Origin of the sequence: Paenilisteria portnoyi (assembly GCF_014322795.1) — a bacterium.
GTDB classification, from domain to species: domain Bacteria; phylum Bacillota; class Bacilli; order Lactobacillales; family Listeriaceae; genus Listeria_A; species Listeria_A portnoyi.
In genome coordinates this window covers 23,834-50,509 of sequence record NZ_JAASTT010000017.1, presented here as the reverse complement: position 1 = coordinate 50,509, position 26,676 = coordinate 23,834, and the positions used below count along the sequence as shown (strand labels likewise).

The 26,676-nt window shown below is 44.3% G+C and carries 29 protein-coding genes and 1 pseudogene; 11 read left to right on the top strand and 19 right to left on the bottom strand.

Annotation, left to right across the window (positions count from 1 at the left end; genetic code table 11):
* The first annotated feature begins 219 nt into the window (after positions 1-219).
* Positions 220-1,332, top strand: a complete 1,113-nt coding sequence (locus HCJ66_RS11730) for an ABC transporter ATP-binding protein (protein ID WP_187133297.1) — start codon at positions 220-222, stop codon at positions 1,330-1,332.
* Positions 1,333-1,381: 49 nt separating this feature from the next.
* Here the strand turns inward: HCJ66_RS11730 and HCJ66_RS11725 are convergent, their stop codons facing one another.
* Positions 1,382-1,741, bottom strand: coding sequence for a winged helix-turn-helix transcriptional regulator (locus HCJ66_RS11725; protein WP_187133296.1), 360 nt, complete (start codon positions 1,739-1,741; stop codon positions 1,382-1,384).
* 131 nt (positions 1,742-1,872) lie between these two features.
* Here HCJ66_RS11725 and HCJ66_RS11720 point away from each other — a divergent pair, with 131 nt between their 5' ends.
* Positions 1,873-3,054: an MFS transporter gene (locus HCJ66_RS11720; protein ID WP_187133295.1), complete on the top strand. Its 1,182-nt coding sequence runs from the start codon at positions 1,873-1,875 to the stop codon at positions 3,052-3,054.
* 2 nt (positions 3,055-3,056) lie between these two features.
* Positions 3,057-3,872, top strand: coding sequence for an aldo/keto reductase (locus tag HCJ66_RS11715; RefSeq protein WP_187133294.1), 816 nt, complete (start codon positions 3,057-3,059; stop codon positions 3,870-3,872).
* 40 nt (positions 3,873-3,912) lie between these two features.
* Here the strand turns inward: HCJ66_RS11715 and HCJ66_RS11710 are convergent, their stop codons facing one another.
* From HCJ66_RS11710 to HCJ66_RS11680, 7 genes are all read right to left on the bottom strand, one after another.
* Complete coding sequence (locus tag HCJ66_RS11710) at positions 3,913-4,521, bottom strand: HAD family hydrolase (RefSeq protein ID WP_187133293.1); 609 nt, start codon at positions 4,519-4,521, stop codon at positions 3,913-3,915.
* A gap of 20 nt (positions 4,522-4,541) precedes the next feature.
* A complete protein-coding gene (locus tag HCJ66_RS11705; protein WP_187133292.1) occupies positions 4,542-4,910 on the bottom strand; it encodes a hypothetical protein in 369 nt (122 codons plus the stop codon).
* Positions 4,911-4,974: 64 nt separating this feature from the next.
* Complete coding sequence (locus HCJ66_RS11700) at positions 4,975-5,928, bottom strand: LacI family DNA-binding transcriptional regulator (RefSeq protein WP_187133291.1); 954 nt, start codon at positions 5,926-5,928, stop codon at positions 4,975-4,977.
* A gap of 93 nt (positions 5,929-6,021) precedes the next feature.
* On the bottom strand, positions 6,022-6,867 hold the full coding sequence (locus tag HCJ66_RS11695) for an RCC1 domain-containing protein (RefSeq protein ID WP_246438659.1): 846 nt from the start codon (positions 6,865-6,867) through the stop codon (positions 6,022-6,024).
* A 72-nt stretch (positions 6,868-6,939) separates the two neighbouring features.
* Positions 6,940-8,277 (bottom strand): hemolysin family protein, encoded by a 1,338-nt coding sequence (locus HCJ66_RS11690; protein ID WP_187133289.1) that lies wholly within the window; start codon positions 8,275-8,277, stop codon positions 6,940-6,942.
* 154 nt (positions 8,278-8,431) lie between these two features.
* The gene (locus HCJ66_RS11685; RefSeq protein ID WP_187133315.1) at positions 8,432-9,127 is read right to left on the bottom strand and encodes an NAD-dependent protein deacylase; all 696 of its coding nucleotides are present in this window, start codon (positions 9,125-9,127) and stop codon (positions 8,432-8,434) included.
* Positions 9,127-9,399: a helix-hairpin-helix domain-containing protein gene (locus tag HCJ66_RS11680; RefSeq protein WP_187133288.1), complete on the bottom strand. Its 273-nt coding sequence runs from the start codon at positions 9,397-9,399 to the stop codon at positions 9,127-9,129. The genes HCJ66_RS11685 and HCJ66_RS11680 overlap by 1 nt, the downstream gene beginning before the upstream one ends.
* Positions 9,400-9,479: 80 nt before the next feature.
* Between HCJ66_RS11680 and HCJ66_RS11675 the strand changes: the two genes are divergently transcribed.
* A complete protein-coding gene (locus tag HCJ66_RS11675; RefSeq protein WP_187133287.1) occupies positions 9,480-10,379 on the top strand; it encodes an alpha/beta hydrolase fold domain-containing protein in 900 nt (299 codons plus the stop codon).
* 21 nt (positions 10,380-10,400) lie between these two features.
* On the opposite strand, the gene HCJ66_RS11670 is transcribed toward HCJ66_RS11675, so the two are convergent.
* The 3 genes from HCJ66_RS11670 to HCJ66_RS11660 form a co-directional block, all read right to left on the bottom strand.
* On the bottom strand, positions 10,401-10,745 hold the full coding sequence (locus tag HCJ66_RS11670; RefSeq protein ID WP_187133286.1) for an SH3 domain-containing protein: 345 nt from the start codon (positions 10,743-10,745) through the stop codon (positions 10,401-10,403).
* Complete coding sequence (fsa, locus tag HCJ66_RS11665; RefSeq protein WP_187133285.1) at positions 10,745-11,389, bottom strand: fructose-6-phosphate aldolase; 645 nt, start codon at positions 11,387-11,389, stop codon at positions 10,745-10,747. Before fsa ends, HCJ66_RS11670 begins: the two co-directional genes overlap by 1 nt.
* Before the next feature lie 134 nt (positions 11,390-11,523).
* Positions 11,524-12,198 (bottom strand): Crp/Fnr family transcriptional regulator, encoded by a 675-nt coding sequence (locus HCJ66_RS11660; protein WP_187133284.1) that lies wholly within the window; start codon positions 12,196-12,198, stop codon positions 11,524-11,526.
* A 334-nt stretch (positions 12,199-12,532) separates the two neighbouring features.
* On the opposite strand from HCJ66_RS11660, the gene HCJ66_RS11655 reads away from it, so the two are divergent.
* Genes HCJ66_RS11655 through HCJ66_RS11645 form a run of 3 tightly spaced genes read left to right on the top strand, consistent with a single transcriptional unit; the run spans position 12,533 to position 16,051 of the window.
* Positions 12,533-14,275, top strand: coding sequence for an ABC transporter ATP-binding protein (locus HCJ66_RS11655; RefSeq protein WP_187133283.1), 1,743 nt, complete (start codon positions 12,533-12,535; stop codon positions 14,273-14,275).
* A 54-nt stretch (positions 14,276-14,329) separates the two neighbouring features.
* A complete protein-coding gene (locus HCJ66_RS11650; protein WP_187133282.1) occupies positions 14,330-15,001 on the top strand; it encodes a response regulator transcription factor in 672 nt (223 codons plus the stop codon).
* A complete protein-coding gene (locus HCJ66_RS11645) occupies positions 15,002-16,051 on the top strand; it encodes a sensor histidine kinase (protein ID WP_187133281.1) in 1,050 nt (349 codons plus the stop codon). It abuts the gene before it with no gap.
* A 316-nt stretch (positions 16,052-16,367) separates the two neighbouring features.
* Here HCJ66_RS11645 and HCJ66_RS11640 read toward each other — a convergent pair whose 3' ends face one another.
* Positions 16,368-19,874: a pectate lyase-like adhesive domain-containing protein gene (locus tag HCJ66_RS11640; protein WP_187133280.1), complete on the bottom strand. Its 3,507-nt coding sequence runs from the start codon at positions 19,872-19,874 to the stop codon at positions 16,368-16,370.
* Positions 19,875-20,073: 199 nt separating this feature from the next.
* Between HCJ66_RS11640 and HCJ66_RS11635 the strand changes: the two genes are divergently transcribed.
* Entirely contained in the window at positions 20,074-20,412 is a 339-nt protein-coding gene (locus HCJ66_RS11635; RefSeq protein ID WP_187133279.1) for a DUF1622 domain-containing protein, read from the top strand.
* 64 nt (positions 20,413-20,476) lie between these two features.
* Here the strand turns inward: HCJ66_RS11635 and HCJ66_RS11630 are convergent, their stop codons facing one another.
* Positions 20,477-20,692, bottom strand: coding sequence for a hypothetical protein (locus tag HCJ66_RS11630; RefSeq protein WP_187133278.1), 216 nt, complete (start codon positions 20,690-20,692; stop codon positions 20,477-20,479).
* Between the two features lie 209 nt (positions 20,693-20,901).
* Here HCJ66_RS11630 and HCJ66_RS11625 point away from each other — a divergent pair.
* Positions 20,902-21,053: pseudogene (locus HCJ66_RS11625) on the top strand (IS3 family transposase); the annotation flags it as partial.
* A 21-nt stretch (positions 21,054-21,074) separates the two neighbouring features.
* Here HCJ66_RS11625 and crcB (HCJ66_RS11620) read toward each other — a convergent pair.
* Genes crcB (HCJ66_RS11620) through HCJ66_RS11610 form a run of 3 tightly spaced genes read right to left on the bottom strand, consistent with a single transcriptional unit; the run spans position 21,075 to position 22,647 of the window.
* The gene (gene crcB / locus HCJ66_RS11620; RefSeq protein ID WP_222717492.1) at positions 21,075-21,437 is read right to left on the bottom strand and encodes a fluoride efflux transporter CrcB; all 363 of its coding nucleotides are present in this window, start codon (positions 21,435-21,437) and stop codon (positions 21,075-21,077) included.
* On the bottom strand, positions 21,437-21,850 hold the full coding sequence (gene crcB / locus HCJ66_RS11615; RefSeq protein WP_187133275.1) for a fluoride efflux transporter CrcB: 414 nt from the start codon (positions 21,848-21,850) through the stop codon (positions 21,437-21,439). The genes crcB (HCJ66_RS11620) and crcB (HCJ66_RS11615) overlap by 1 nt, the downstream gene beginning before the upstream one ends.
* On the bottom strand, positions 21,847-22,647 hold the full coding sequence (locus HCJ66_RS11610; protein WP_187133274.1) for a ChbG/HpnK family deacetylase: 801 nt from the start codon (positions 22,645-22,647) through the stop codon (positions 21,847-21,849). Before HCJ66_RS11610 ends, crcB (HCJ66_RS11615) begins: the two co-directional genes overlap by 4 nt.
* A gap of 167 nt (positions 22,648-22,814) precedes the next feature.
* On the opposite strand from HCJ66_RS11610, the gene HCJ66_RS16490 reads away from it, so the two are divergent.
* A complete protein-coding gene (locus tag HCJ66_RS16490; RefSeq protein ID WP_281384422.1) occupies positions 22,815-22,925 on the top strand; it encodes a putative holin-like toxin in 111 nt (36 codons plus the stop codon).
* A gap of 199 nt (positions 22,926-23,124) precedes the next feature.
* Here HCJ66_RS16490 and HCJ66_RS11600 read toward each other — a convergent pair whose 3' ends face one another.
* From HCJ66_RS11600 to HCJ66_RS11590, 3 genes are all read right to left on the bottom strand, one after another.
* Entirely contained in the window at positions 23,125-23,649 is a 525-nt protein-coding gene (locus HCJ66_RS11600; protein ID WP_187133272.1) for an HdeD family acid-resistance protein, read from the bottom strand.
* Between the two features lie 105 nt (positions 23,650-23,754).
* Positions 23,755-24,057, bottom strand: coding sequence for a DUF3116 family protein (locus HCJ66_RS11595; RefSeq protein WP_187133271.1), 303 nt, complete (start codon positions 24,055-24,057; stop codon positions 23,755-23,757).
* A gap of 210 nt (positions 24,058-24,267) precedes the next feature.
* Positions 24,268-25,341: a chitinase gene (locus HCJ66_RS11590; RefSeq protein WP_187133270.1), complete on the bottom strand. Its 1,074-nt coding sequence runs from the start codon at positions 25,339-25,341 to the stop codon at positions 24,268-24,270.
* Between the two features lie 411 nt (positions 25,342-25,752).
* Between HCJ66_RS11590 and HCJ66_RS11585 the strand changes: the two genes are divergently transcribed.
* A complete protein-coding gene (locus HCJ66_RS11585; RefSeq protein ID WP_187133269.1) occupies positions 25,753-26,634 on the top strand; it encodes a hypothetical protein in 882 nt (293 codons plus the stop codon).
* Positions 26,635-26,676 lie beyond the last annotated feature (42 nt).

Sequence of the window (26,676 nt, the reverse complement as noted above, 5' to 3'; positions counted from 1 at the left end):
AGTATTTCTCTATTCTACTGAGACTCTTTTTCCTGTTTGCTTATTCTTCTAGAACAACATCAAAAAATTAGACTAATACATTTCTCCTTCACGATAACGATTATGCAACCTGCCCAACAAAAATTTTCATTCTTTGTGCAACCTGACATATCTCCATAAAGCGTTTTCATATACAATGAACTCAACACTAAAAACAATTTGATGGGGGAGTAACTAAACATGGCACAACTATCACTCGAGCACATTTATAAAATATACGATAACAAAGTAACAGCAGTAGAGGACTTCAACTTGGAGATCGCGGACAAGGAATTCATCGTTTTCGTTGGACCATCTGGTTGCGGTAAATCAACGACACTCCGCATGATCGCAGGGCTTGAAGAAATTTCAAAAGGCGAGTTAAGCATTGACGGTAAAGTAATGAATAACGTCGCACCGAAAGACCGCGACATCGCGATGGTTTTCCAAAACTACGCACTATATCCACATATGACAGTATACGACAACATGGCATTCGGTCTAAAACTCCGCAAAATGCCAAAAGCCGAAATTCAAACACGCGTAGAGCACGCTGCCAATATCTTAGGCCTAACTGAGTACTTAAAACGTAAACCAAGCGCACTATCTGGTGGACAACGCCAACGTGTAGCTTTAGGCCGTGCCATCGTTCGTGACGCGAAAGTCTTCCTAATGGATGAGCCATTATCGAATCTAGACGCGAAACTACGTGTACAAATGCGTGCCGAAATCACAAAACTACATTTACAATTAAATACAACAATGATCTATGTAACCCATGACCAAACCGAAGCGATGACAATGGCGACGCGTATCGTTATTATGAAAGACGGCGTTATCCAACAAGTCGGTTCACCAAAACAAGTATACGATCACCCAGTAAACATGTTCGTTGCCGGCTTTATCGGAAGCCCAGCGATGAACTTCTTTAAAGGTAAACTAAACGGAACACAATTTGTCGGTGATGATTTCACGATTGAAGTTCCAGAAGGCAAGCTGAAAGTGTTGAATGACAAAGGCTATGCTGGCAAAGATATCGTTTTTGGTATTCGTCCAGAAGATATTCACGATGAGCCGCTTGTTATCGAAGTAAATCCAGGTTCTACTTTTAACGCTGAAATTATCGTTGCCGAGCTTACAGGCGCTGAGTTCATGCTCCACTCTAAAGTTGGATCACACGAATTTGTAGCACGTGTTGACTCGCGTTCGAACCACGAACCATTCGAGAAAATTCAATACGCGTTTGAGATGTCTAAATCGCATTTCTTCGATGTAGATAATGAACTTTCGATTGTGGAAGACGGTCGCGACTAAGAAATATTGCAAAATCCCCGTGGAGCGTTTTCCACAGGGATTTTCATGTTCACTTATTTAAAATACTTTCTTCCAAAAAATCTGCTCGATCCCCACACATCCGTTCAATATGGACATCTCCCCAATTACATAAAGCCGTCAAAATGCTTTCCAATGATTTTCCGTACTCGCTCAGTTCATATTCCACTTTCGGCGGTACTTGATTATATACAATCCGATTAATAATTCCATCTTGCTCTAACTCTCGCAACTGTTGCGTGAGCATTTTTTGCGTGATCGATGGAATAAGGCGTTTCAACTCGCTTGTCCGTTTTTTCCCGTGCGTTAAATGGCATAGAATCACACATTTCCACTTACCGCCGAGTACCTCAAGCGTCGCCTCGACAGAGATATTATATTTTTTCTGCATGTTTCGCTCCTTTCTATAGGTACTAAAAAGTGCCTACATTACAAAAAAGTACGTACTTGTTTTAATTGCCTGTTAGTATCATAATAACATTTGTCATCAAAAAAGCAAGCAGAATTTAGGAGGGCTTAACTTTGAAAGGGAATCGAAATATTTTTGCATTATTAGCTTTGGCAGTTAGTGCTTTTGCGATTGGAACGACTGAATTTATTAGTGTCGGGTTGTTGCCACTCATCGCCGAAGACTTAGCAATACCAGTGAGTACCGCGGGGCTGACCGTCTCGCTTTATGCAGTTGGCGTCATGTTCGGCGCACCAATCCTGACCGCACTGACATCACGCATGAATCGCAAAACGCTATTACTTACCATCATGATCGTATTCATACTCGGCAACTTAGCCGCGGCGTTCTCCACAACAATCGCGCTACTACTCATCGCCCGCGTCGTATCTGCCTTTGCGCATGGCGTCTTCATGTCCATCGGGTCCACCATCGCGGCTGACCTTGTCCCGCCAAACAAGCGGGCAAGCGCCATCTCCATCATGTTCACCGGCCTAACCATCGCAACCGTGACCGGCGTCCCAATCGGCACACTCATCGGGCAACAATTCGGCTGGCGCGTCGCGTTCTTTGGCATCGCAGCAATCGGCATCATCGCCCTTATCGCGAATCTCATCCTGATCCCGAAAAACCTGCGTCCCGGCACCAAAATGACGCTCGGCGACCAAGTCAAAGTACTCACAAATGGCCCGCTACTACTCGTGTTCGCCATCACAGCACTAGGCTACGGCGGAACCTTCGTCGTGTTCACCTATCTAACACCGCTTCTCGAACAAGTCACCGGCTTCCAAACGAGCTCCATCGCGATTCTCCTTTTCATCTACGGAATTGCCATCGCGGTCGGCAACATGATCGGCGGTAAAGTCGCGAACAAACGGCCAATCCAAGCCCTATTCTACATGTTCATCGCGCAAGCCATCGTGCTCGGCCTACTCTACTTCACCGCCCCATCCAAGATTTTCGGACTCGCAACGATCCTGCTCATGGGCGTGTTTGCCTTCATGAACGTGCCCGGTTTACAAGTCTACGTCGTGATTCTAGCCGAGAAATTCGTCCCAAAAGGCGTCGACATCGCGTCCGCCCTTAACATCGCAGCCTTCAACGCCGGAATCGCGCTCGGATCCTATCTCGGCGGCCTCGTCATCACCCACATGCGAATCATCGACACCACCTGGATCGGCATGATCATGGTCCTAATCGCCGTTGCCCTAACCGCATGGAGTAAAAAATTAGAAACAAAACAGGAGGAAGTTTAAAAATGAAAACAGTCAAATTAGCAAATGGAATCGACATGCCCGTCCTCGGACTCGGCGTATTTAAAGTAGAAGAAGGCGCAGAACTCGTGTCCGCCGTCAAAGAAGCCATCCAACTCGGCTACCGCAGCATCGACACAGCAGCCATCTACGGCAACGAAGCAAGCACCGCGCAAGGCATCCGCGAATCCGGCGTCCCACGCGAAGAACTTTTCATCACATCCAAAGTCTGGAACGCCGATCTCGGCTACGACGAAACACTCGCCGCATTCGATGAAACCCTGCGCAAAATGGAACTCGACTATCTCGACCTCTATCTCATTCACTGGCCAGTGGAAGGCAAATACATCGACGCCTGGCGCGCCCTTGAAAAACTCCACAAAGACGGCCGCATCCGCGCAATCGGCGTCAGCAACTTCCAGATTCACCATCTCGAAACGCTCAAAAAACACGCCACCATCATGCCCGTCATCAATCAAATCGAGCTCCATCCACAACTCACACAAAAAGACCTCATCGCGTATTGCGCCGAAAACAACATCCGCGTCGAAGCCTGGTCCCCACTCATGCAAGGCGGCCTGTTCGACAACCCAACACTCCAAGAAATCGCGTCGCATCACGGCAAAACCGTCGCCCAAGTCATCCTACGTTGGGACTTACAAAACGACATCATCGTCATCCCAAAATCAACAAAAGCCCACCGCATCGCCGAAAACATGGATATCTTTGACTTCGAATTAACCCCTGAAGAACTCACAAAAATCGATGCCCTCAATCAAAACCTCCGCGTCGGCCCAGATCCAGATAACATCGATTTCTAGACACACAAAAAAAGCTAAGGCACGCCTTAGCTTTTTTATATCATACATACTTCAAAATATCACTTGGCTTCTCCAAAACAATATTCGCGTTCGCAAAACCATCCGTCTTCTTCGCACCCCACAACGCCAGCCCGAAATCTGCACCCGCCGCGTGCGCACATCTCATATCATATGTAGCATCCCCAACATAAAGCGTCGTCGCCGGATCAGCGCCAAGCAATTCCATACATCGCAAAAGTGGATCAGGATGCGGTTTATGATTCTCCGTATCACTCGCGCAAACAATCGCGTCAAAATACTGCGCCAAATCAAACGGATAAAACCCCGTCTCCATCTCGCCCGCATTTTTCGAAGTCACCACTCCAATCCCGTCCAACTCAGCCAAAACCTCCACAATTCCGTCGAAAATTTCAACCTCCTCATTCAGCCTCGCCTCCATCGCAAACCAGTCCGCCATCACCGTATCCCGATTGTTCACATCCAGTTGCTCCAATGCCTTCTCACCTGTAATCCCAAGCGCAAATCGCAAATCATCCAACTCATAATGCAAGCCAACATTCCCTAAAGCCGCACGTAATGCCTGTAAAACAACACGTTCCGTATCCAAAAGCGTCCCATCCACATCAAAAATCACCGTTTTATAGACCAAAATACCGCTCCTCTCGCCGCTCACTCCACAAAATGATACTGGTGATGCGTCGTATACTGCCGTCTCTTCTCATATTTAAAACGCTGCACTTCCGGTTTCACACCATAACGCGCCGTCCTTAATTCGCGTGCAAACATAGCCAAATCACCGTCCACAGCCTCATCCAACTCAAAACTCATATCCCCACACGCAAACGTCACGTACAGCCGTCCATCTTGCGGAGTAACCACAATATCCGTCAATTTCACAATCGGAAACGTCTGCCGCTTTTTCAAGCCCAAGCTATAATTCCGATCAAAAACAAGATAATCCCGTTCCAAATAAAATTCCCCGTACTGAAACTCCATCCCAAAATTCGCCGTCACCTTACACATACCTTCCACACGCATCCCAATCGCCTCCTCTAATCTCTACACTAAAGATAAACGATGAAATGCGTTTCAGGTCAAGCCATTATATCGAATTTCGCATAATAATTTTGTGCTCCACCAGTTTTTTCTCCACTTTTCCACTCAAAAATAGCTCTACAGCGCACTTTCCAATCTCCCGCAAATTCTTATCCACCGTCGAAATATCCAGCACATCCGCAATTGCCAAATTCTCCTCACCTAAAATCGCGATATCCCGCGGCACGTCCAGACCCCGATGTGTCACATAATAATGCATCCCAGCCGCAACCTCATCCCCATTCGCATACATCGCCGTCGGAGGTTCCGCCAAAGCCAAAAATGCCTCCGCCGCACGTTTCCCGTCCGCTACATCATAACAAGCCTGCAAAACAAGCGCCGCATCCAGCTCCCCGAAAACCGTCTCATACGCCATCATTTTCAGCTTCGTACTATTGCTCCACTGCTCCTCACGCCCAACCGTAAATCCCACACGCACGTGCCCCGCGTCCTTCAAAATCTGAAATCCATCCGTGTACGCCTGTAACTGATCCACGTACGCACACGAAATCAGCGGATTATTTATGTATTCACAAGCCACAATCGACCCATAATTCGCATACGGCGCAATCGTGTCCCAATCATTCGCCCGTGACGCAATAATCAGCCCATCAATCCGCTTCGTTTTTAGCATCCGCAAATACCGCTCCTCCTCGCCCCGATCATATCCCGTCGGACAAATCACAACCGAATAACATTTCGAAAAAGCCGCTTCCAGCACACCATTCATCACCTTATCAAACCACGGATGATCATTATACGGCAACACAAAACCAATTGTATTCGTCCGTCCACGACTCAGATCTACCGCATTCCGATTCGGGCTATAATCAAGCTTCACCATCACCTCTTGAACACGCTTACGTTTTTCCTCCGCTACATACGGATGTTCATTCAAAACCCGCGAAACCGTCGTCACCGAAACCCCCGCCAATTTTGCAATATCCTTAATATTCGACAAGCCACGCACCTCCGTTTTCATCTATACCATCATCATACCGATAATATAAGCACTTCTCAAGTCCCAAAAATGTCATTTAGATGGAGCAACGAACTATACAATCGGCATTTGGATATTATGCCACCCCCCTACACCACATTGCCCATAACTATTATCACCGATAGCCAACAGTGTACCATCTTTTTTCAAACCCACCGTATGTCCACAACCAGCTGCTATCGCCACGATATCGCGCCAACTAATGACATCACACTGGCCAAATCGATTATCGCCAACCGCAACAACAGTACCATCCTCCTGAATCCCAACCGTATGCTTACTTCCAACAGCTATCGCCACGATGCTACGCCAATCCGCTACATCACATTGACCATCCGTATTCTGCCCAGTAGCTATGACCGTACCATCTCTGCGCAAGCCCACCGTATGAAGGTACCCCGCATCAATAGCTATGATATTTTTCCAATCAAGCACCGAACACTGTTTATATCGATTATTACCAATAGCCACCACAGAGCCAGTTCTCGCAAGTCCAACAGTATGCCAGTCGCCAGCCGAAATAGCGATGATGTTCTGCCAACTAGATGTGTCACACTCGCCCTCATTATTTCGCCCAATAGCAATCACACTCCCATCACGCCTCAGACCAATGGTTCGACACCATCCAGCCGCCACTGCTGAAATATCACGCCAGTCATCAACAGCACATTGTCCATGCTTATCCCACCCAGCCGCAATCACGCTACCATCTGATTTTAGCCCAACAGTATGAGTATTGCCGGTATTAGTTGCCCGATGTACATTCCCCGCTGCAACATCCACGATATGACGCCATTTCTCAAGCGTACATTGTCCAAATTTATTATCACCAGTCGCAACAACAGCCCCATCCACTTGCAACCCAACCGTATGCCGACTACCACCAACTAAAGTTCCCATTTTAACCATTCCTCCCATCTGTCTGGACTAAAAAAGGCGTCTCTGGGACATCACCCTGAAACGCACTCCTTATTACTTATCTTCTTCTTGCTCTGTGATTTTGTCTTTTTCTATCTCCACTCGTATTGTGACGACACGTGAATCCTTAATCTCCGTCACAACAAAAGTTAAATTCTCATATTCCAAAACAGCCTCTTCACCATCATCTGGAATCGTCTTTAACTGCGTCAAAACAAAGCCCGCAACCGTATCTATCCCCTTATCAGGAAGTTCCACGTGAAACAATTCATTGAAATCATCAATCGGCATACGTCCCTCAACAATAAATGTGTGCTCATCCAACTGCTTCACCTCGTCAGACAACGCATCAAATTCATCATCAATCTCGCCAACAATCTCCTCCAATAAATCCTCCACCGTCACGATACCCGCAACTCCGCCATACTCATCCATCAAAATTGCCATTTGGTTATGCGATTTTTGCATTGCTTTCAATAAATCATCCACAAAAATCGTCTCTGGCACAAAAAAAGCCTCTTTTACTAACTGTTTCACGTCGATATTCTCAAAACCTTGCTTCCTCGCCGCCAAAAATAAATCTTTCATATGCAGAATACCATACACCGAGTCCATATCATCCAAATAAACCGGAATACGCGAATAATTACGCTCCAAAAGTTTATCGACCAATATGCCAGAATCCTCATTCGCATCGATCATAAAGCTATCCGTCCGCGGCACCATAACTTCTTTCGCATAAATCGTGTCCATTTCAAAAACACCACGAAGCATGTCGAGTTCCGCTTTTTCAATGGCACCATCACGTCTACCAGTCTCAATAATCAGCTGCATTTCCTCACGCGTCATTTTTTCCGTGTTCTCATTTTTGTCCATGCGCGTTATTTTCACAAGAACATTCGTTGAGAACGACAAAAATTTAACGAAAGGTGCTAAAACAGTGCTGATAATCATGATTGGCCGTACTGAAAAACGAGATATCGTTTCCGCTTTTTGCAAGGCAAGGCGCTTCGGATAAAGCTCACCGAATACAAGCGTGATATAAGATAAAATAATCGTCACAACGACTACAGCCATCTCATTTGCAAAAGCAGTCCCACCAAATCGCGTTCCTAGAACTGAGGCAATACTCGTCGCTGCCGCCGCACTGGAAAAGAATCCAGCAAGCGTAATACCAACTTGAATTGTCGCGATAAATCGGCTCGGATCATCTATCATTTTCACAAGCAACTGGGCCTTCTTATCCCCTTGCTCCGCCTGTGATCTGACGCGGTTTTTGTTAAGCGATACCAAAGCCATTTCCGCCGAAGCAAAAAACGCATTTAGTAACGTCAACACCAAAATAAGAATTAATTGTACAATAATCTGCTGACTCTCGGGGTCAGGGTTCATCCAACCATCCACTCCTTTTCTTAATGCGGCGCATACCCGAAGTAAAGCGTAGTCTTGTTTCTACCCAAAAAGATAAAAACATTAACCCAGTTTCATTTCGAGTTTGTCCGTACTTTTAAAATTTTACCATGATTCGCTAGGGTTCTGCAAGAAATCATAATTCTTTAAAAATACTGACAGCGTCGTCTTGGATCATTGTGTATTGGAATGGTAGGTGTAGTAGCTCTTGATTTACTGCGAACACCGTGCTTCCGCTTTTGCGATAGTCTGTTAGATTGCAGAATGGGCTCACTTTGAATGAGGTTCCTACAATGACGATCAAATCTGCTTTTGTGATTGCTGCTAGCGCGCCATTTATTGCGTCTTCTGGCAAGTTTTCTTCGTATAGTACGACTTCTGGGCGAATGATGCCGCCGCAGTTTTCGTGTTTATCTAATTCCAAGTATTGCTCTGGGCGCACCGTCATACCACATTTCTGGCAGTGGCAGCGATATAAACTGCCGTGAAATTCCACCACGTTGCGCGATCCCGCTTTTGCATGGAGACCGTCGATATTTTGCGTCACAATCGTCACTTGTTTTCCCGCGCGACGCTCAATCTCCGCCATTTTTTCATGAATCGCATTCGGCTCGGCGTCTGGATAGTACATATTATCCCGCACAAATGTATAAAATTTATCGGGCTCGTTCAATAAACACGTCGCACTCAGCAGATACTCCGGATTTTCCCGCCCCGTATAAAGTCCATTTTTCGAGCGATAATCCGGGATTCCCGATGGTACCGAAACACCGGCACCTGTCAAAAACACAATTCGTTCGCTGCTCGTCAAGCTTTCTGCTAAGGTTCCCATCATTCCACCTCCCCAGGATACACGCGATCCTTCCAATTCCACCACTTCAAAAGCGCCGGATCGGGATCTTCCGTCTCCACAAAATAAACCGCACAGCGAAACGTGTACAGTACGCATCGATCGACCCGCTCGCCCTCAAATTCACACATCAATTCATACAAATGCAGTGGGTTCTTCCCTCTCAAATCCGCTATTTTAGAAACACCAATATTGTGTAGCGCCTCACTCAAGCGCTTGCCGATCCCAGGTATTTGCAGTAATTCGTCCTTCATCCTGACCGCCTCCGTTCCTTGCTTCTATTCTACCACGCGTGCTATACTAACTACCAAACATTTAAAGGAGCGTAACCCCAATGAAAACCAGCATCCAACTAAAAATGATCCAAACCATCGCAAAAGTAGGCAAAATAAACAAGCTCTGGTATCTCCGAGGCCCTGCGCTCAAAACCGCAATCGCCAAAAAACAAAGCAAATTAGCCCGCCCATCCAAAAAATTGCGTGAATCTTGCGTGGTGACTTCCCATCAAGTCGAAAGCTTCGATGTATACGAGATATCTCCAAAATCCGATACGACAAACCTCATTATCTATCTTGCAGGTGGCGGCTTCGTGCTTCCCATCAGCTCTTTACACTGGGACTTCATCCAGCTACTAGTCGAAGAAACGCACAGCAAAGCCATCGTTCCACTTTATCCGTTAGCACCAGCGTACCATGTCGACACTGTTATGCAATACCTCACAACCATTTATAAAAATGCTCTAAAAGACCAGCAACCAGAAACAATCACCATCATGGGCGACTCTGCTGGCGGCAATATTGCGCTAACCTTCAGCGACTATTTGCAAACATTAGACCTGCCACAACCAAAACAAATCATCGCGATTTCACCAGTCGTCGATCTCAACCTCACGAACCCCGACATTGCTTCCATCGAGGAAAAAGACTATATTGTTGGCACACCCGCTCTAAAAGAAATCGGCGAATGGTATCGCGGCACCCACACGTTACAAAGTCCTATTATCAGCCCACTTTTCGGCGATTTCACACACACCGCACCATGCATCATTTTTAGTAGCACAGGTGATTTAACGAATCCTGACACGCGCCTTTTTGCCGAGAAAAACACAGAAAACACCACTTACTACGAGTATCCAAGCTATCCTCACATCTTCCCGCTATATCCGATTCCAGAAGGCGAAGATGCCCGTCGCAAAATTATCTCCCATCTCAAAACGAAGAACAAGCCATCCTGATCCGCGGCTTGTTCTTCATTTTTAATTCAGTTTTTCAAGTGGCAACCACCCTGCATTGCCATCCTCATCAATACACCACGCCCAGCCGTTTAGCTCGCGATTACTCTCCACTTTGTCGCCAGCCTTCACCACCAACTCACGCGCCGAATAATCTTCTTTTGCTGTCCCTGATTTAGAATCTGCGCTGGCACGCGATAAAATCTGCTCAGGAACCCAACCAGTTTTCCCAGACATTTTTGTCGTGCAAGAAACCCAGCCGGTATTCCCATCACGCTCGCCAATCCACAAATCCTCATTTTTATTCACAAATAGTGGACTTGTATCCGTCGGTTGATGCGCTACTTTCACGTTATACTGTTTATTCATTATTTCTGCGTCGCTTCCCAATCCGCCAAAAATTTCTCAATTCCTGAATCAGTAAGTGGATGCTTCAACATTTGCTCATATACTTTAAACGGTATCGTCGCAATGTCCGCCCCTGCACGCGCGCACTCAATCACATGAATCGGATGACGCACACTCGCCGAAATAATCTCCGTATCAATATCATGTACCTCAAAAATTTCTGCAATATCGCGAATCAAAATCAAGCCATCCGAGCCAATATCGTCCAAGCGTCCCAAAAACGGCGAAACATATGTAGCACCCGCTCGTGCCGCAAGTAGAGCCTGTGCTGCCGAGAAAACAAGCGTCACGTTCGTCTTAATACCTTCCTTATTCAGCACCGCAACCGCAGCCAAACCTTCACCCGTCATCGGAATCTTAACCACCATATTCGGATGGATTTTCGCAATCACGCGACCTTCTTCAATCATTTTGTCCGCTTCCAAACTCACGACTTCACCACTAATTGGCCCGTCCACAATCGACGTAATTTCCTCAATAACTTGGTTAAAATCCCGACCTTCCTTCGCTATCAATGACGGATTTGTCGTTACCCCAGCAATGAATCCCATTCGGTTAGCCTTGCGGATTTCCTCTACATTTGCAGTATCAATAAAAAATTTCATGTTCATCCTCCTCATACGCATCAAGCGCTTTCATAACTTCCACTTTATTGTATACCTTTTACCACTAAATGTCTCATAAACTGTCTTTTCCTCAAAAAAATAGGCACAACATTCGCGTCATGCCCAGCAACGTTCTATAATTTACTTTTGTCTACGATAAGTAATGGCTTCGGCCGATTGCGGAGAATTCCCGCCTCAATCAGATTCATCACCGTATGCGCCACATATTCACGCGACGTATTCGTATATCTTCCCAGAATTTCTTGCGTAAGCTGCCTCGGCAAAATAATACCATCCTCAGTTTCCGTTCCCAGCTCAAGCCCCGTTTTCAGCAAGACCTTCCTAATCCGCTCTTCCTTCTTTAAAAAAGTAAGTTTGCAGAAAAATTGATATTCCTGTAGCTCTTCCGCCAAATACTGCGCCATGAAGAACGTGCCTTCTTGTTCATGTTCGTCTAAAATTGAAAACAAAAATGTACTATCCACTTCCATAATTTCACCATGTCCCAAGCTCAGCAACATTTGACTCGGCTCCCAATTCTCATAATAGATATGGTGCAACCCGAAACAAGCATACTTCCCTAGAAAACGCGTAATACCACCTTTTGGCTTCTCATCCTGTATCACCACGCCATAAATACCACTCAAAATAAAGTATATTTTGAATTCTTTGTCTTGCTTATTTCGTAAAATATCGCCTTTTTTCGTCCGACTTACGGAACAATATTTATTATAATCCGGATGCTCAAAACAGTACTCTATTAATTTAGTTACAGTAATACTTGATTTTCCTTCTTTTAGAAATAGCATAGGCTCTCCTTCTCACTTTCCAATCGATGTATCTCTGAATTATAACATATGATAACTAAAAATGACCACCATATTACCGCTGAAAACTTTATATTTTAGACACATTATCCATCAAAAAGATGATTTTAGAGCCTGATTAGTAAAATATATGCCATACAAAATCCCAAAACAAGAATTTTAGTTCATTTTATTAACAATTATGATATTGCACAATAAATGTAGTTTTTATCACATTCGAAGTTGTTCATATTCCATTCACAATCATGCTTTATATTAGAGTGGCAGGAGGGAAACCTCACAAAGATACCGTAACATCGAAAGGAATGGAAAAAACATGAAAAAGAAATCAAAATCAAAGTCATCCTATAGCTGGAAACAGTTTTTCCAACTACTCATCTCAACTAGACCGTCAAAAGCAGTCATTATCGGTGGCTTTTTAGCAAGTCTAGTCACAACCGCGGCTGGACTACTAATCCCGCTATTCACAAAAAATCTGATTGACGGTTTTTCACCATCCTCACTGAGTTGGCAAATGATTGCAACCATCGTCGCCGTCTTTATACTCCAAGCCGTGACAAACGGTTTTGCAATTTTCCTACTCAACTTAATGGGTCAAAAAATGGTCGCATCGATGCGTGAGAAACTATGGAAAAAAACGCTCAATTTGCCAGTATCCTATTTTGACAATACTAAGTCTGGTGAAATGGTCAGCCGGATGATTAACGATACAGTTGTTATCAAAGAGCTCATCGCTGACAGCCTGCCGCAATTCGTAACCGGCGTCATCTCTGTTATCGGCGCTATCGCCATCCTGTTCGTCATGGACTGGAAAATGACATTGCTACTCATCGTTGCCGTTCCAATTACAGCCGTTATTATCGCACCACTTGGCCAAAAAATGTTCAAAATATCCCGCGGTATGCAAAAAGAAACCGCCGACTTCACGGGCTCTATTAGCCAAACATTATCCGAAGTACGCCTTGTCAAATCGTCTAATGCAGAAGCAAAAGAAATCAATGACGGCACATCTGGCATCACGCGCTTACTAAGATTCGGCGTCCGCGAAGCCAAAGTAACAGCTGTCATCGGACCGTTGATGCTATTCGTCGTGATGGGTGTCATCGTTGGAATCATCGGCTACGGCGGTATTCGCGTCTCAGCCGGCACACTTTCTACTGGTACACTGATTGCGTTCCTGCTTTACTTGTTCCAAATTATCGTTCCCGTCACATCTTTCGTCACCTTCTTCACCCAACTCCAAAAATCAAAAGGTGCCACAGAACGTATCTCTGAAATTTTGGATCACGAAGAAGAAAATATTTATGATGGCGATACAGTTGATGTTAGCGGCCAGAAAATTACTGCAAATAATCTCTTTTTCTCCTATAATGAAGAGGAACCTATTTTGCAAGATATCTCATTTGAGACCAGACCTGGCGAAGTTATCGCGTTTGCTGGACCAAGTGGTGGCGGTAAATCAACCTTATTCGCGATTCTCGAACGTTACTATAAGACAAGTTCTGGTGAAATCCTAGTTGGTGACCAACCGTTGAACGAGATTTCGATTCATTCTTGGCGTAGTCAAATCGGCTATGTTTCCCAAGAAAGCGCGATGCTTTCAGGCACCATTCGCGACAATTTATGTTATGGTTTAGATAAAGAATTCAGCGATGACGATCTGTGGGCGGTTACCAAACTAGCCTACGCTGATACCTTCATTGCAAAACTGCCAAACCAACTAGATACCGAAGTCGGCGAACGCGGCGTGAAACTTTCCGGCGGTCAGCGTCAACGTATCGCGATTGCTCGAGCTTTCCTTCGCGATCCAAAAATCTTGATGCTGGATGAAGCTACAGCGAGCCTTGATAGCCAATCCGAACGCATCGTCCAACAAGCCTTGGCGAACTTGATGGAAGGCCGGACAACATTCGTGATTGCCCATCGCCTATCCACAATAGTAAATGCGAATCAAATTCTATTTATCGAACACGGCGAAATCACAGGCCGCGGAACACATAGCGAACTCGTTGCCAGTCACCCACTATACGCAACATTCGCAGAACAACAATTGACTTAAATAAAAATGTAGCGATATTTCCCGGGAAATATCGCTACTTTGGAGGTGGAAACAATGAACCGTATTTTGATGGTAGATGACGATAGCAATATTCGCGAACTTGTCACCATTTTTTTAGAGAAAGAAGGCTTCACCGTTTTCAATGCAGAGGATGGAGTCGATGCGCTTGCTGTCCTTGAAAAAACGACGGTCGACTTGGCGATAATCGATATTATGATGCCAAACATGGACGGCTGGGAACTATGTAGCGCCATCAAAAACTTTCAAGAAATTCCCGTCATTTTTCTGACCGCACGTGGCGAAATCGAGCAGAAAATCAAGGGATTTAGCCTCGGTGCCGATGATTATGTCGTCAAACCTTTTGCACCAGAAGAACTAGTCGCAAGAATCCGCGTCCTTCTGAAACGCTACCAAATCCTAGCGACCCAAGAAATCCGCATCGGCAACATCTCACTTAACGAAAAAGAGATGCTCGTCATGCTGCAAAACCGTGCTATCACGCTACCGCTAAAAGAATTCCAACTGCTATTTCGTCTTGCCGGCTATCCCGATAAAACCTTTTCAAGAGAGCAACTCATCGAAGAAATCTGGGGTTACGATTACGAAGGCGACGAACGCACAGTAGACGTCCATATCAAGCGCCTCCGCGAGAAATTTCCAACCGACATTTCCGGTTTTTCTATCCGAACCATTCGTGGCCTTGGTTATCGCTTGGAGGAATCCTAAATGATCCAGAAACTAAAAAGAATTGGCAGCAGCCTCCTAGTTGGGACTTTTTTCGTCCTGTCTAATCTTGCCTCCTACGCCATCTTCATTTGGTTAAAGGCAACATTCAACTTCTCTTGGCCAACTATCTGGGAACAAGCTACGATTGCAGCCGGTGGAATCATTATCATGGTTGGTATCGGATTCATTCTTAGTCGCTACTTTTTCCGACACGAACGAACATACTTCAAAATTTTCCGCTCGGTCTTAGAAGAAATCGGACGCGGTAATTTTCAAGTCAGCGAACTATTAATTCCCTTACAACGCATGGACGACGGCAATATCCGCGACACCGTTTTTCAAGTCGAAAAAATGGCGGAACAACTCGGTGAAATGGAGACATTACGGCAAGACTTCATCGCCAACGTTTCCCACGAAATCCAATCACCACTCACATCGATTTCTGGCTTCACCAAACTACTCCAAGACAACAGCCTAAGCACCGAAAAACGCACCCACTACCTAGAAATCATCCAAGCAGAAACGAGCAGACTCTCCAAAATCAGCGAGAACCTACTCAAATTAACCGCGCTAGAAAAAAACGATTACAAACTCAATCCCACGGAGTTCCGGCTAGACTACCAGATCCGCGACATGATCCTAACCGCTGAACCCCAGTGGCAAAACAAGCAACTAGACGTCATTGTCGATCTCACACCAACCAAAATATACGGCGATGAATCCCTACTCTACCAAGTTTGGCAAAATCTTTTTCATAACGCGATCAAATTCACACCAGAAAATGGCACAATCCAAGTGACACTCGCCAAAAATAAAAACGACCAAACCGAAATAACCATCCAAGACAGCGGCATCGGCATTTCCCAAGAAGACCAATTACGCATTTTTGAACGCTTTTACAAAGCCGACCACTCGCGTCAAGCCAAAATCGGCGGTAGTGGGCTTGGACTCTCTATTGTGAAACGAATTGCCGATCTTCACGAAATGACGATTGCTGTTGATAGCAGCGAAGGCCAGGGAACAAAAATAAGCATTCAACTACCAAAATAGCAAAGAAGCTGGGACAAAACTCAATATAAAGCAAAAGCGCCCTCCCATTTCTTCGGGTAGGACGAAAAATTTTGCTTTATACAAATCGAGCGAAAGCGTTTGTATTCAGGGGATTTGGTGGAAGCCGGAAGCGGAGCATACTGGTGTATGTGATGACTGAAAACAGGGAGAGGGTAGTTTCCTCGACCATGTAAGAAGTTAAGCGTAGCAAGTATTGCGTAGCCGAACCGGAAGTCCGCCAAATCCCCTGAATGCGAGCGCTTTTCGCCGATTTATCTGAGTTATGTCCCAGACTCTTTGCTATTTTATATCTATATCAAGGCGTATCTTCCAATGTCCAATGAATCGTTGTGCTGTATTCCTTGTTCGCACGCGCCGTTCCTGGACGAACATTGAGTACTAACTCAGAAGCATCCGCCGTATTTAAATCAATCTCCGTTACGCCATCTGAACCCGACGTATTCGAGAAAATTTCATTTGCCACACCATTTAGCGGGGTCATAATCACAGTCCCATCTTGCTGATTTCTAACAAACAAGCTATTGATTAATTCCTTACCGTCCGCCGTTGCCAGTGGAGAAACAAGTTGCGCCGTCAGTTTCCAGTTAGTCCCTTCCGAACGCGTATCTTCAACCGTTAACTTCACATCATCTTGCGGCTTCAAAAACTGCTCGCGTGAACTAATAGCCGCCGTCCCAAATGAAATTTCCGGTGTCGCTGATTTAAATTGTAACGTTCCGGCCAAAACCGTGACAGTAATCTCACGCTCTAACTCACCCAACGTTACTTTTACTTGATACTTTCCAGGCGTCGATGTAATCGCCTCAAATCCAGTCATCTGAACAAAAGCCATCACGCTCTCACCCGTTGGAATAAAGTACGCCTGTACATTGGCCATTTCTAAAACCATATCTTTCAATGCAGCTGATGTCACAGGCACGTCTGCTGTCGCTACCGTGAAATCATTTGCATGCAAGAAAGAATTTTCATCCTTGATCGAGCTATCATTTTGCACGAAAACTGGAATCACAAAATCCGCGGCATTCCCAGCATCATCCGTCAACGTCACCGTCGCCGTCGTATAGCCAATTTTAGAAACATCGGGTACTTCTGTAATCGCATAACTAATATTATCATCGCCGTTTCCAGCGTTATCTGCCACATTTTCCACCAGATTCTTCGGATTCGTCGTGAACTTATCACCAAGCGTTACAAACTGCCTAATCACATCCGCCGTCGGAGCCGTTGTATCCGCCACAGTCATCCGATTGGACGCAACACTTGTGTTTCCAGTCCCATCCTTCGCCACCGCATAATATACCTTATTCGGCGTCATCGGGCGTTTTTCAGCAGGAACCGTTATTGCAAAAGTACCAGTCCCGTTCGTCACACCGCTCACAAAAGCACTATCATCCTCCGCGTCATAAATCGTCACCGTTGTGCCAGCCTCCGCTTGCCCACTAACCGCCACATCGACATCTTTCATCGCGGCCAAAATGGGTACCTCAGGAGCCGTACCATCTTGAACAACCGTCTGCGCCGAAGCATCCTTTCCGTTCAAGAAAGCATAAATCTGCACCGTATTACCAGCCGTCAAAAACGACCCCGCAGGCAACTCATAACGATAATTCCCATCATTATCAGCAATCAAATGAAACTTCGTCGTCTTGTTTTCCTCATTCGGTGAATCAATCGTACCAACAGGAATCGCAGGATCACCTGAAAGTTGCACCGAAGCACCCGGATTCGCTTTCCCAGTAATCACTCGGCTATTTTCGCGCTCCTCATTATCACTCAAATTCCCAATCGTTACTTCCACATCCGGAATCCCTTCAAAAAGGACACGCTTGAAATTTTGCGTTCTAAAGTTCGTTGTAAAACTATTCTTAGTCGCCGCATTTACCGATTGACCCGTTGCAGCCGTTACGTTCGCCGCACTATATGTCACTTTCACTTGAAACATCGGATTCCAAAGAAAACTAGAATTATCGTCCATACCATCCGTCCAAGTTTTTGTATTCCAGGCTTGAATCGACTGAACATCTACATCCAAATTCCCCGCCATCCGCAACAAACGAGCCGTCGCAGCGGGATTCGCATTATTAAATCTAATATCCACACGTTTCGCATTCGCAAATTGGAATTTTGAAGTTCCACGCAGATAAACCAGGTTTTTAGCACCCGTCCCATCCGCACTAACATCAAACACACCATCTTTGCCAATCAAAATCGTACCAGTTCCCGTACTGAAAACATCCTGCGTAGAAGTCCCAGTATCCGTCGCTTCCAGCTTAAACTCCGCATTATCACTAACATTTAGGACGCCCGCACCATAAATATAAAACGGGCTACCGTAATACATCGCGCCACGAGCCTTAATGTCCACTTTCGCATTATTAGAAACACTAAACGTACCAGCGTTCATCCAAATCCCGCCAACCGCCGTTTTCCCAGCTGCAGGAACCTCATTATCCATCTTCAGCGTCGCGCCATTACGTACATTGATATTTCCGTAACTAGTGATTCCTGAAACCGCACCATCCGCGACCGTAGAATTCGTTCCCGACGTATAAATATCCAAAACCGAGTTCTCCGCAATATCTACCGTTCCGCCCGTATAAATATACATCGCGCCACTCGATTCATTCGTTACTTTCACATCCGCGCCCTCTAATATATTCATATCACCGACCGCAAACGTCGTCTGATTCGCAAGTGTCGTATAGCTCACACCATCAAAAGGACTCACATAACTATTCGTCTGCGCAAAAGATGATTTCCCAGAAATTTTAGTCGTGGTCGCTGGAGCATGAATCGCTTGAGAACCACGATAGTTCACATTATTATAAACAATCGTATTCGTAGCATTCGTTCCACCAGCTGAATTATCCGTATAAAATCCATAGTAATTTTTCCCATACGTATTCAAATCATTAAACGTCACCACTTTTGGCAAAGAATACGTGTCTGTCGGTGCATAAGACTGGTTTCTAAAATCAATCGTGTGCCCATTCCCATTTATCGTAAACGGACGTTCTGGCATCCTTTGATAGTAAGCACCCGTATTCGTTGGACTCGCATCTGCCGCAGAAAACGCCGCATAATTAATATCCGCTAAAACGTTAATCGTCGCAATATCCTTATTCATCATCGCATTATGAAACTCCGTCAGCGTGCTCACATTCGCCACACTCGGGTCCTCAGCATCAGCAAAAGTCACTATTTCCTCCGCAATTCTTGGCGCTACTTTTGGAATTACCGACGCCACAGCCTCTTCTTCCTCTACTTTCGGCGTCACCGCTTCCACCTGTTCTGGCTCAACAGCAACCGTCACAACGCCCGACTCCACTTCATTACCCTCTGCATCATATCTCACCGCCTGCATCGCATAACTCTGCGCCTTTTCAGCCGTCAAAAGTAAGTCATAGACATGCTCCGTCGCTTCACTATTCCAAGTCACCTGAGCTATCCCAGACTCCTCATCAAAATCAAGCGTCGCCGCATTTTTCGCAGCATTATGCTCCTGCGTTGCCGCCAAATCCAAAACCATCCCAACCGGAATCGCAATAGAAACAGCATTCACCGCATCCTCATCACTCGGCGGATCATCCGAATAACTCAGCGCCGTATCGTCTTTTACAGTCAAACTAAACTGGCGATTCTCCGTCTGCTTCGGCTTATCCACCACAAGCGATAACCCAGTCCCAGCCGAAACCTCAGTCGAAAACCAACTACCAAGCCCCGCACTATTTATCGGTCCAATCATCGTAATCGTAAAAATCAGAAGAATAACAAATGGCATCTTCATTCTTTTTTTCATCATTCAAAACACTCCTCTCATATCTCATAAAGGCACACGTCCATACATCTAGCTACACCTCTATACTACACGCTCACTTGCTAAATAACGCTATTTTATCAAAAGTTTCTACCTATCAGAAATAAATGATTCCACAAAGCAAGGTTCCCATCAAAAATAGGATATACTAGTTATACAACAAAAACAAAAGGGGGTGCGCAAAATGAACTTTTTCTATCCATTTTTTGAAATAATAACACAAGGACTCGATATCCTAGCTATGCTTCTTCTACTTTTAGGTGTCGTACTATGCATCGTCAAAGTCATTCGCTTGACGCTTCGGAGAACACCTAATTTGAAAAAAGCCATTTTCAAAACCAAAAATGATCTTAGTAGCTACATTTTATTCAGCTTAGAAATCCTCATCGTTTCCGACATCATCGAATCTATTCTCAAACCCACAATCCAAGACTTATTTAGTCTAGCACTAATCGTTATTATCCGAACCGTTATTTCATATTTCCTCAACCTAGAGCTGGAACAAGACGAAAATGAGGCATAAAAAAACAAAGCTTATCCTTAACGCAAATTTCAGCGCTCCTCAGGATAAGCTTTATTTTTATAATTTATTCAATACCCGCTAATTTATGCGTCTGAATACTCAGCGACCACTTATTCTCGCCACGTTCCGCATCTAATTTTCCAAGTTGACTAATCGTTTCCAACATATTAAATCCGCCATCCATCACAACCCGAACCTCATCCGCCCGCGATAAATGACGCTTTTCATACATTTTACTGTATAAACGTTTTGGACTCGTCGCCACGTAATCAATCTCCACTGGCACCTCCTTCAAACCATTGCGATACAACCGATTAAAAAATTCAAAAAACGGAAACATAACTTACACACAGACGCCTTTATTCACTCCGATCAAAGAAGCCATTACACTAGCTCTATCTATCAAAAACTCTTAAAAAATACCACTACTTAGGCCATTTTAAAGATGACATTGATTCTCGTTCCTTTGATACCCCTAGCCACCTGAAATCGAAAATAGACACTATATGATTTACTATAATAATTATCGCTATCAATGGAATCTCAAAAAGATGGCTCCTGTACAATACAGAAACCATCTTCTAGCAAGTGCTTCATTCTTTTTTACAAGTGTCCTTGACATTGGTACCACCTTACAGTGATGATTAGCGCACACTTCTTTGTTATAATATCGATCCTAAAAACATCCCCGCAACGACCAGCGCCAAGCCCGCCGAATACGTCACGACTTGGTACAAAATCGCTTTTTTCCACTTTCGCTCAGCGTGTAACTGCACACTTTCCAATTTAAACGTCGAAAAAGTCGTAAACGCCCCTAAAAATCCCGTCGTCCATAGCAAATTCCAATCAAACGACAACTGCAACTGCACGACAAAGCCCAGCACAAATGCACCCGCCAAATTAATAAGCAACGTCGCCATCGGAAAATCCCATTTTACACGGTTTTTTATCCAAGTTGATAGCCAATATCGCGCATTCGCTCCAAAGAAAGCACCAATCGCAATGGAAATCACATCCATCCACATCACAAATCGCCCTCCTTGACCGCTTCTCTTTTGCGCACGAATCGCCGTTCACCGAGCGTAAAACCCAGCCACGACAACAAGTTCCCGCCGAGAAAACTCAACCCTAAATATGTAACCGCCAATATCGCATCTCCCGACTCAAACAACCGTACCGTCTCCAAACTAAACGTCGAAAAAGTCGTATACGCCCCTAAAAATCCCGTTCCAATCGCAATCACCAAATCCGTATTCAAAATCGTCAACCGAAACAAATACGTCGTGAAAAATCCAAGCACAAAACACCCACTCAGATTCACAATCAACGTCCCCAGCGGAAAATCAGCTCCCCAAAACACACCAATCCCCATTCCAACAAAATAGCGACACAGCGCACCCGCCATTCCCGCAACACCAATCATCAAAAACCGCTTCATCCGCTAAAATCACCCAATTTCAAGTCCCCAAAATGAATCCGCTCGAGTCCGTTCACATCGAACCACTCACGAACCCGCGGATCACAAAGTGTCGCAAGCTCCCGACATCTCGGCGTCGTCATGGACGAATTATCCAGCACAAACTGATCCAAAAATCCCGCATCAAAATGCATCTCAATCACTTTTTCCGAATCCTGCCTAAGCAGCCCAAAATCATCCCGCAAAAAATTCTCCACCAGCGTCCCATTCTCAATAAACGGCAACCCATTAACCTCCAAAAGCAATCCCGTTTCCACATATCCCGGCAATGACGGCCAAACCTTGTCACCGCTATATTTCAATGTCGTATGTATCCCATATTCCAGCGCAATATCATAAAACGCCTGATCCACAACCTCGTCACCAACTGCATGACAATCAATATGCTCTGGAAAATGACCAAGCAACTCCTTAAAACGCCCCATCTGCGCAATCGTTTCCAAGCATACCTCATCATACACAAAATGCCCTTTTCCACTCCGATAATACGCCGAGCGATGAAAATCCCCGTTTTTATCAACCATCGAAGGAATTTTAGCAGGATCAGAACACGGTTTCCCAAGTAAAAAATTCGTATGTTGCCCAATAAATAAATCAGGGCATGCCGCTTTCGCCAACTTCACCGCATGTTCCGCAGCCTCCAAATTCGGCATCAACAGCGTCGAACTCACAATCCCGTTCAAATATGCCTCCATAACACCATAATTAATCCCTTTCGACATCCCGAAATCATCCGCATTAATAATTATTTTCTGCATAAAACATCGTCTCCTCCCAACATTGAAATAAGTTACACCGCACTGCTATGCTATTTCTGATATACTAACCCTGTAGAGAAGTGAAAAGATGGTGGCCGATCTAATCGAGAGGTGGTGGTGCTTATGCAAATAGGTACTAAAATCTGTAGAAAGGAAACGCCTAATTGATGTCTGTTGCTGAGACACTAACACTTATGCTCGGGCTTGGTACATTTACTGTATCACTCCTTGGCTTTGTCGTGATGCTCATCAAATCAGTAAAAAAAGACAAAAAATAACCATCTAACTCACTTTTTTCGCGAAAAGGTTAGATGGTTGCAACAAAATTATGAAGCCATCGTCTTTTCAACGGCTCTACTTAAGGAAGTCATGTTGACGCATGGCTTCCTTTTCTATTCCATTCTAACACACACCAAAAAGATATTCAATGCACACGAAAAAAGCTCCCCATGAACACATCCACAAGGAGCTTTTCCATTATTTCATTTGCTTACGAATCCCATTAAACAGTAACAAACACGCAATCCCTTGGAAAATAAAGAACGCGCCAAGAATCAAGCCTACTGTCACTGCCACGATTGCCGAACTAAATAGCGAGAAAATCGCAATCAAAGCACCGATAATCCCAACGATCATAATGAAAATCCAGCCTTTCGAGCCTTTCACCGAGAATGCCATGATGATATTCAGAATTGCCGAAGCAAGTACCCAAATAACGAAAATTAGCACGATGAATTTTTCACCAATGTTGTTGTTAATCAGAATAATTAAACCGGCTAAGAACGATAAAGCCCCGTCCAAAAGGATCCAGTTCGAGATTTTCAAAACCTTCCGACCTTTGAAATAAGAAATAATCTCGTTCAAACCGTTTAGTAATAACACAATCCCAATTACAAATGTGAAAGCCGCAAGCGACGTACTTGGATTAAATACAAACCAAAGTCCCAGCCCAATCATAACAAGTCCCATTACTAAAATAAAATACAAATAAAATTTACGCATGATTCCATTCCTCCCCTGATAGTAATGCAAAAATATTGCTACTTAACTATACCCTAAGAATCATGCTTGAATCTAGTTTTAAGCACACTTATTTTAAAAAACACTTCATTCTAGTTGTAAATTGTCCAGCATCTTCTCTAACATTTCAACATTTCCCATCAATTCTTCTCCATATTGCGTCAAAAAATACTTTTTTTGCCCTCGTTTAATGTTCGTTTTCCTATAAATAAGCTGTTTCATTTCTAGCCAATATAACGTCATATATAGCGTATTCCGCGTAATTGTAATAGCATAACCTTTGTCTAATTCCAGCGTCATAAACGAGAAACCGGGATCCGCAACAAGTTTTAAAACATATTTAATCTCATCATTTTGAGGTCCTTTGATAAGATCGCCTCCTCTGTACAAAATCTGCATCTTTTCTTGAGGTTCTCAAATCCAACACAGTATTCCATTGTACAAGTATAGCAGGTTGCTTTATTTGGCATTGTGTCTATTTACCATTTTCACATCTTTTTTGTGAACATTTTCGTACGTTTTGCTATTTACTCCTATGTAACGGACTTCAAACACGTCAAAAATCGCCCCACCAATTTTCGGCAGGGCGACGTTTATGATTTATTTTGTACCTAAGAATGGACCATATGTGTTCGCAAACGCATTATTATAAGAAACCCCGGCGCTACTCTTACCAGCATCCCAGTTCGCAGACCATGTCATGATACCTTTAAGCGGAGTTCCCGCATTTTTCAACATATTGAAAGCATCGAAAACATTTTGCGGATTAATCACATATCCCGTTGCCGCCGCATCATTATTCGTTGGTAAACCAATAACTAGCTTGTCAGCCGGAATTTGTAGATAACCACGCGTACCGTGAATTAACGAATCCGCCATGTAATAAATGAACTCTTTTTTCAGCGTATCATTGTTTTGCGCAATCCATTGGTTCGTTTCGTCAACCCAGACACCATCGCCACCTTGGTTATAAAATTGAGGCGCGATATAGTCATAGTAACCAGTTAGCGACGTAATGTAGCTTTGATACGCAGCACCCGGCTTCAAATATGGGAATTCCGGCGCCATCGTAATTAGGAAGTTCTTACCTTCCGCAGCATAATGATTTTTCACAATTTTAAGCGCCGCAGGAATCACCGTTTGGTTGTTCCCAGCCGTAATCGCCGTTTGCTCCAAATCAATATCTAAACCGTCAAAACCATACGTCTCTACTTGGCGAATAATTTCATTGGCGAACGCTTGCTCATCCCCGGTTTGCAGTTGAACATGCCCATCCGCACCACCAAGCGCAAGCAGCACGCTACGTCCTTGTTTATTTAAAGCCCCAACTTGTGCGCGGAACTCACTATCCGTTAACCCAACCGGCTTGAACGTTGGAATACGATTTATGCCATCGCCCTTCATGAAGGAGACCGGAACCACATTATACGCCGCGTTTACATCTTTTAGCGCAATATCAGCCGAAGTACCTTGCTTATAACCATCTCTGCCCGTGGATTTCCAACTATGCCAATAACCGACTAGAACCTGTTTCCCTTGAATGCTAGGCATTGGTGTTGCATCATCGACCGCCGCATGAGCCTGTGTTCCTCCCGTTAAAGAAACCCCAACTGCAACCGCCGCTGTCAAAACTCCGCCTGCTACCCATTTTTTCGTGTTCTTCCAATCTACCATTAGTAAATCCCCCTCATTGTTTACGCTTTCATTCAAGCGTTTTTACTTCTTGTCAATAGCTCTGACACTAAGCAAGTACCCGAGCTCTTTAAAAGTAAAACCTCGGAAATAATTGGTTCAAAATGTAAAGGGTCTATACCAATTTGATAGATTCGCTTGATTTGTCAACGCTTTCACGACCGACCGCTTTGTTTAGATTTTAACAAAAATAAAATTGGGCTATTTTTCGTATATCATAAAAAGCCATCTAGTAATAGACACAACTTCTCCATCAAAAAAAGCAGAATCCGTCCAAAATTCCCGCGTTTATGCCTATTATATATGCTAATATTAGCACTAGGTTTCATGGAATCATTATTTCGCTATGCTTTTGTCTATCATCATTTTCATATAAAAAAGGAGATTACACTAATGAATAAAAAAACGACATTAAAAAGAGTAGGGGTTGCATTAGTTGCAACAGCATTTTTAGGTGGGGTATACGTAACATCTTCACCAGGTGAAGCACAAGCAAGCATAACACAAGCAAGCACAAATAGCATTCTTCAAGTTAATCCTTTATTTACTGGAGTTAAAACTATTACTGGTACAGGCGTTCCTGGTCACTACCTTAATATCACGAACTTGTCTACAAAAGCCGTGTTAGCTACTGGTAATGCTTTCAAAGTACCTGCTAACGGAACTTTCAGCTTCACACTACCAAGTGCTCTTACAACTAATCAAGTTTTTGCAATAAGCGATTCATCAGACTTAAAAGGTACAGTTGCTAATTATACCGTTCAAGGTAGTGGCTTCAATGTTAATCCTTTAGTTTCAGGCGCTACTACAATTACTGGTACAGGTATTCCTGGTCATTACCTAAACATCAACAACCTTTCAACACACGTTGTTCTAGCTACTGGGAATACAGTGCGTATCGCTGCTGATGGAACTTTCAGCTTCACATTACCAGCAGGAAGTGCTCTTAAAACAGGACAACAAATTGCTATCGCTGATTCACAAAATCTAAAAGGTAATACTATTTTTACAGTTCAAAGTGGCAACCTTAGTGTAAATCCTATAAGCGCTGGCGATGTTCGCATTACTGGTACAGGTATCCCTGGTCATTACCTAAACATCGGGAACCTTTCAACACAGACAGTTCTAGCTACTGGAAATGCATTGCGCATTGCTGCTGACGGAACTTACAGCTTCATAGTACCTGCTGGAAACGCTCTTAAAGCAGGACAACAAATTTCTATTGCTGATACACAAAACCTAAAAGGCGTTATCACTTATACAGTAGGAAAATAAGCAACTTATATACTTGCTTTATTAGCGTTACCATAACATCGA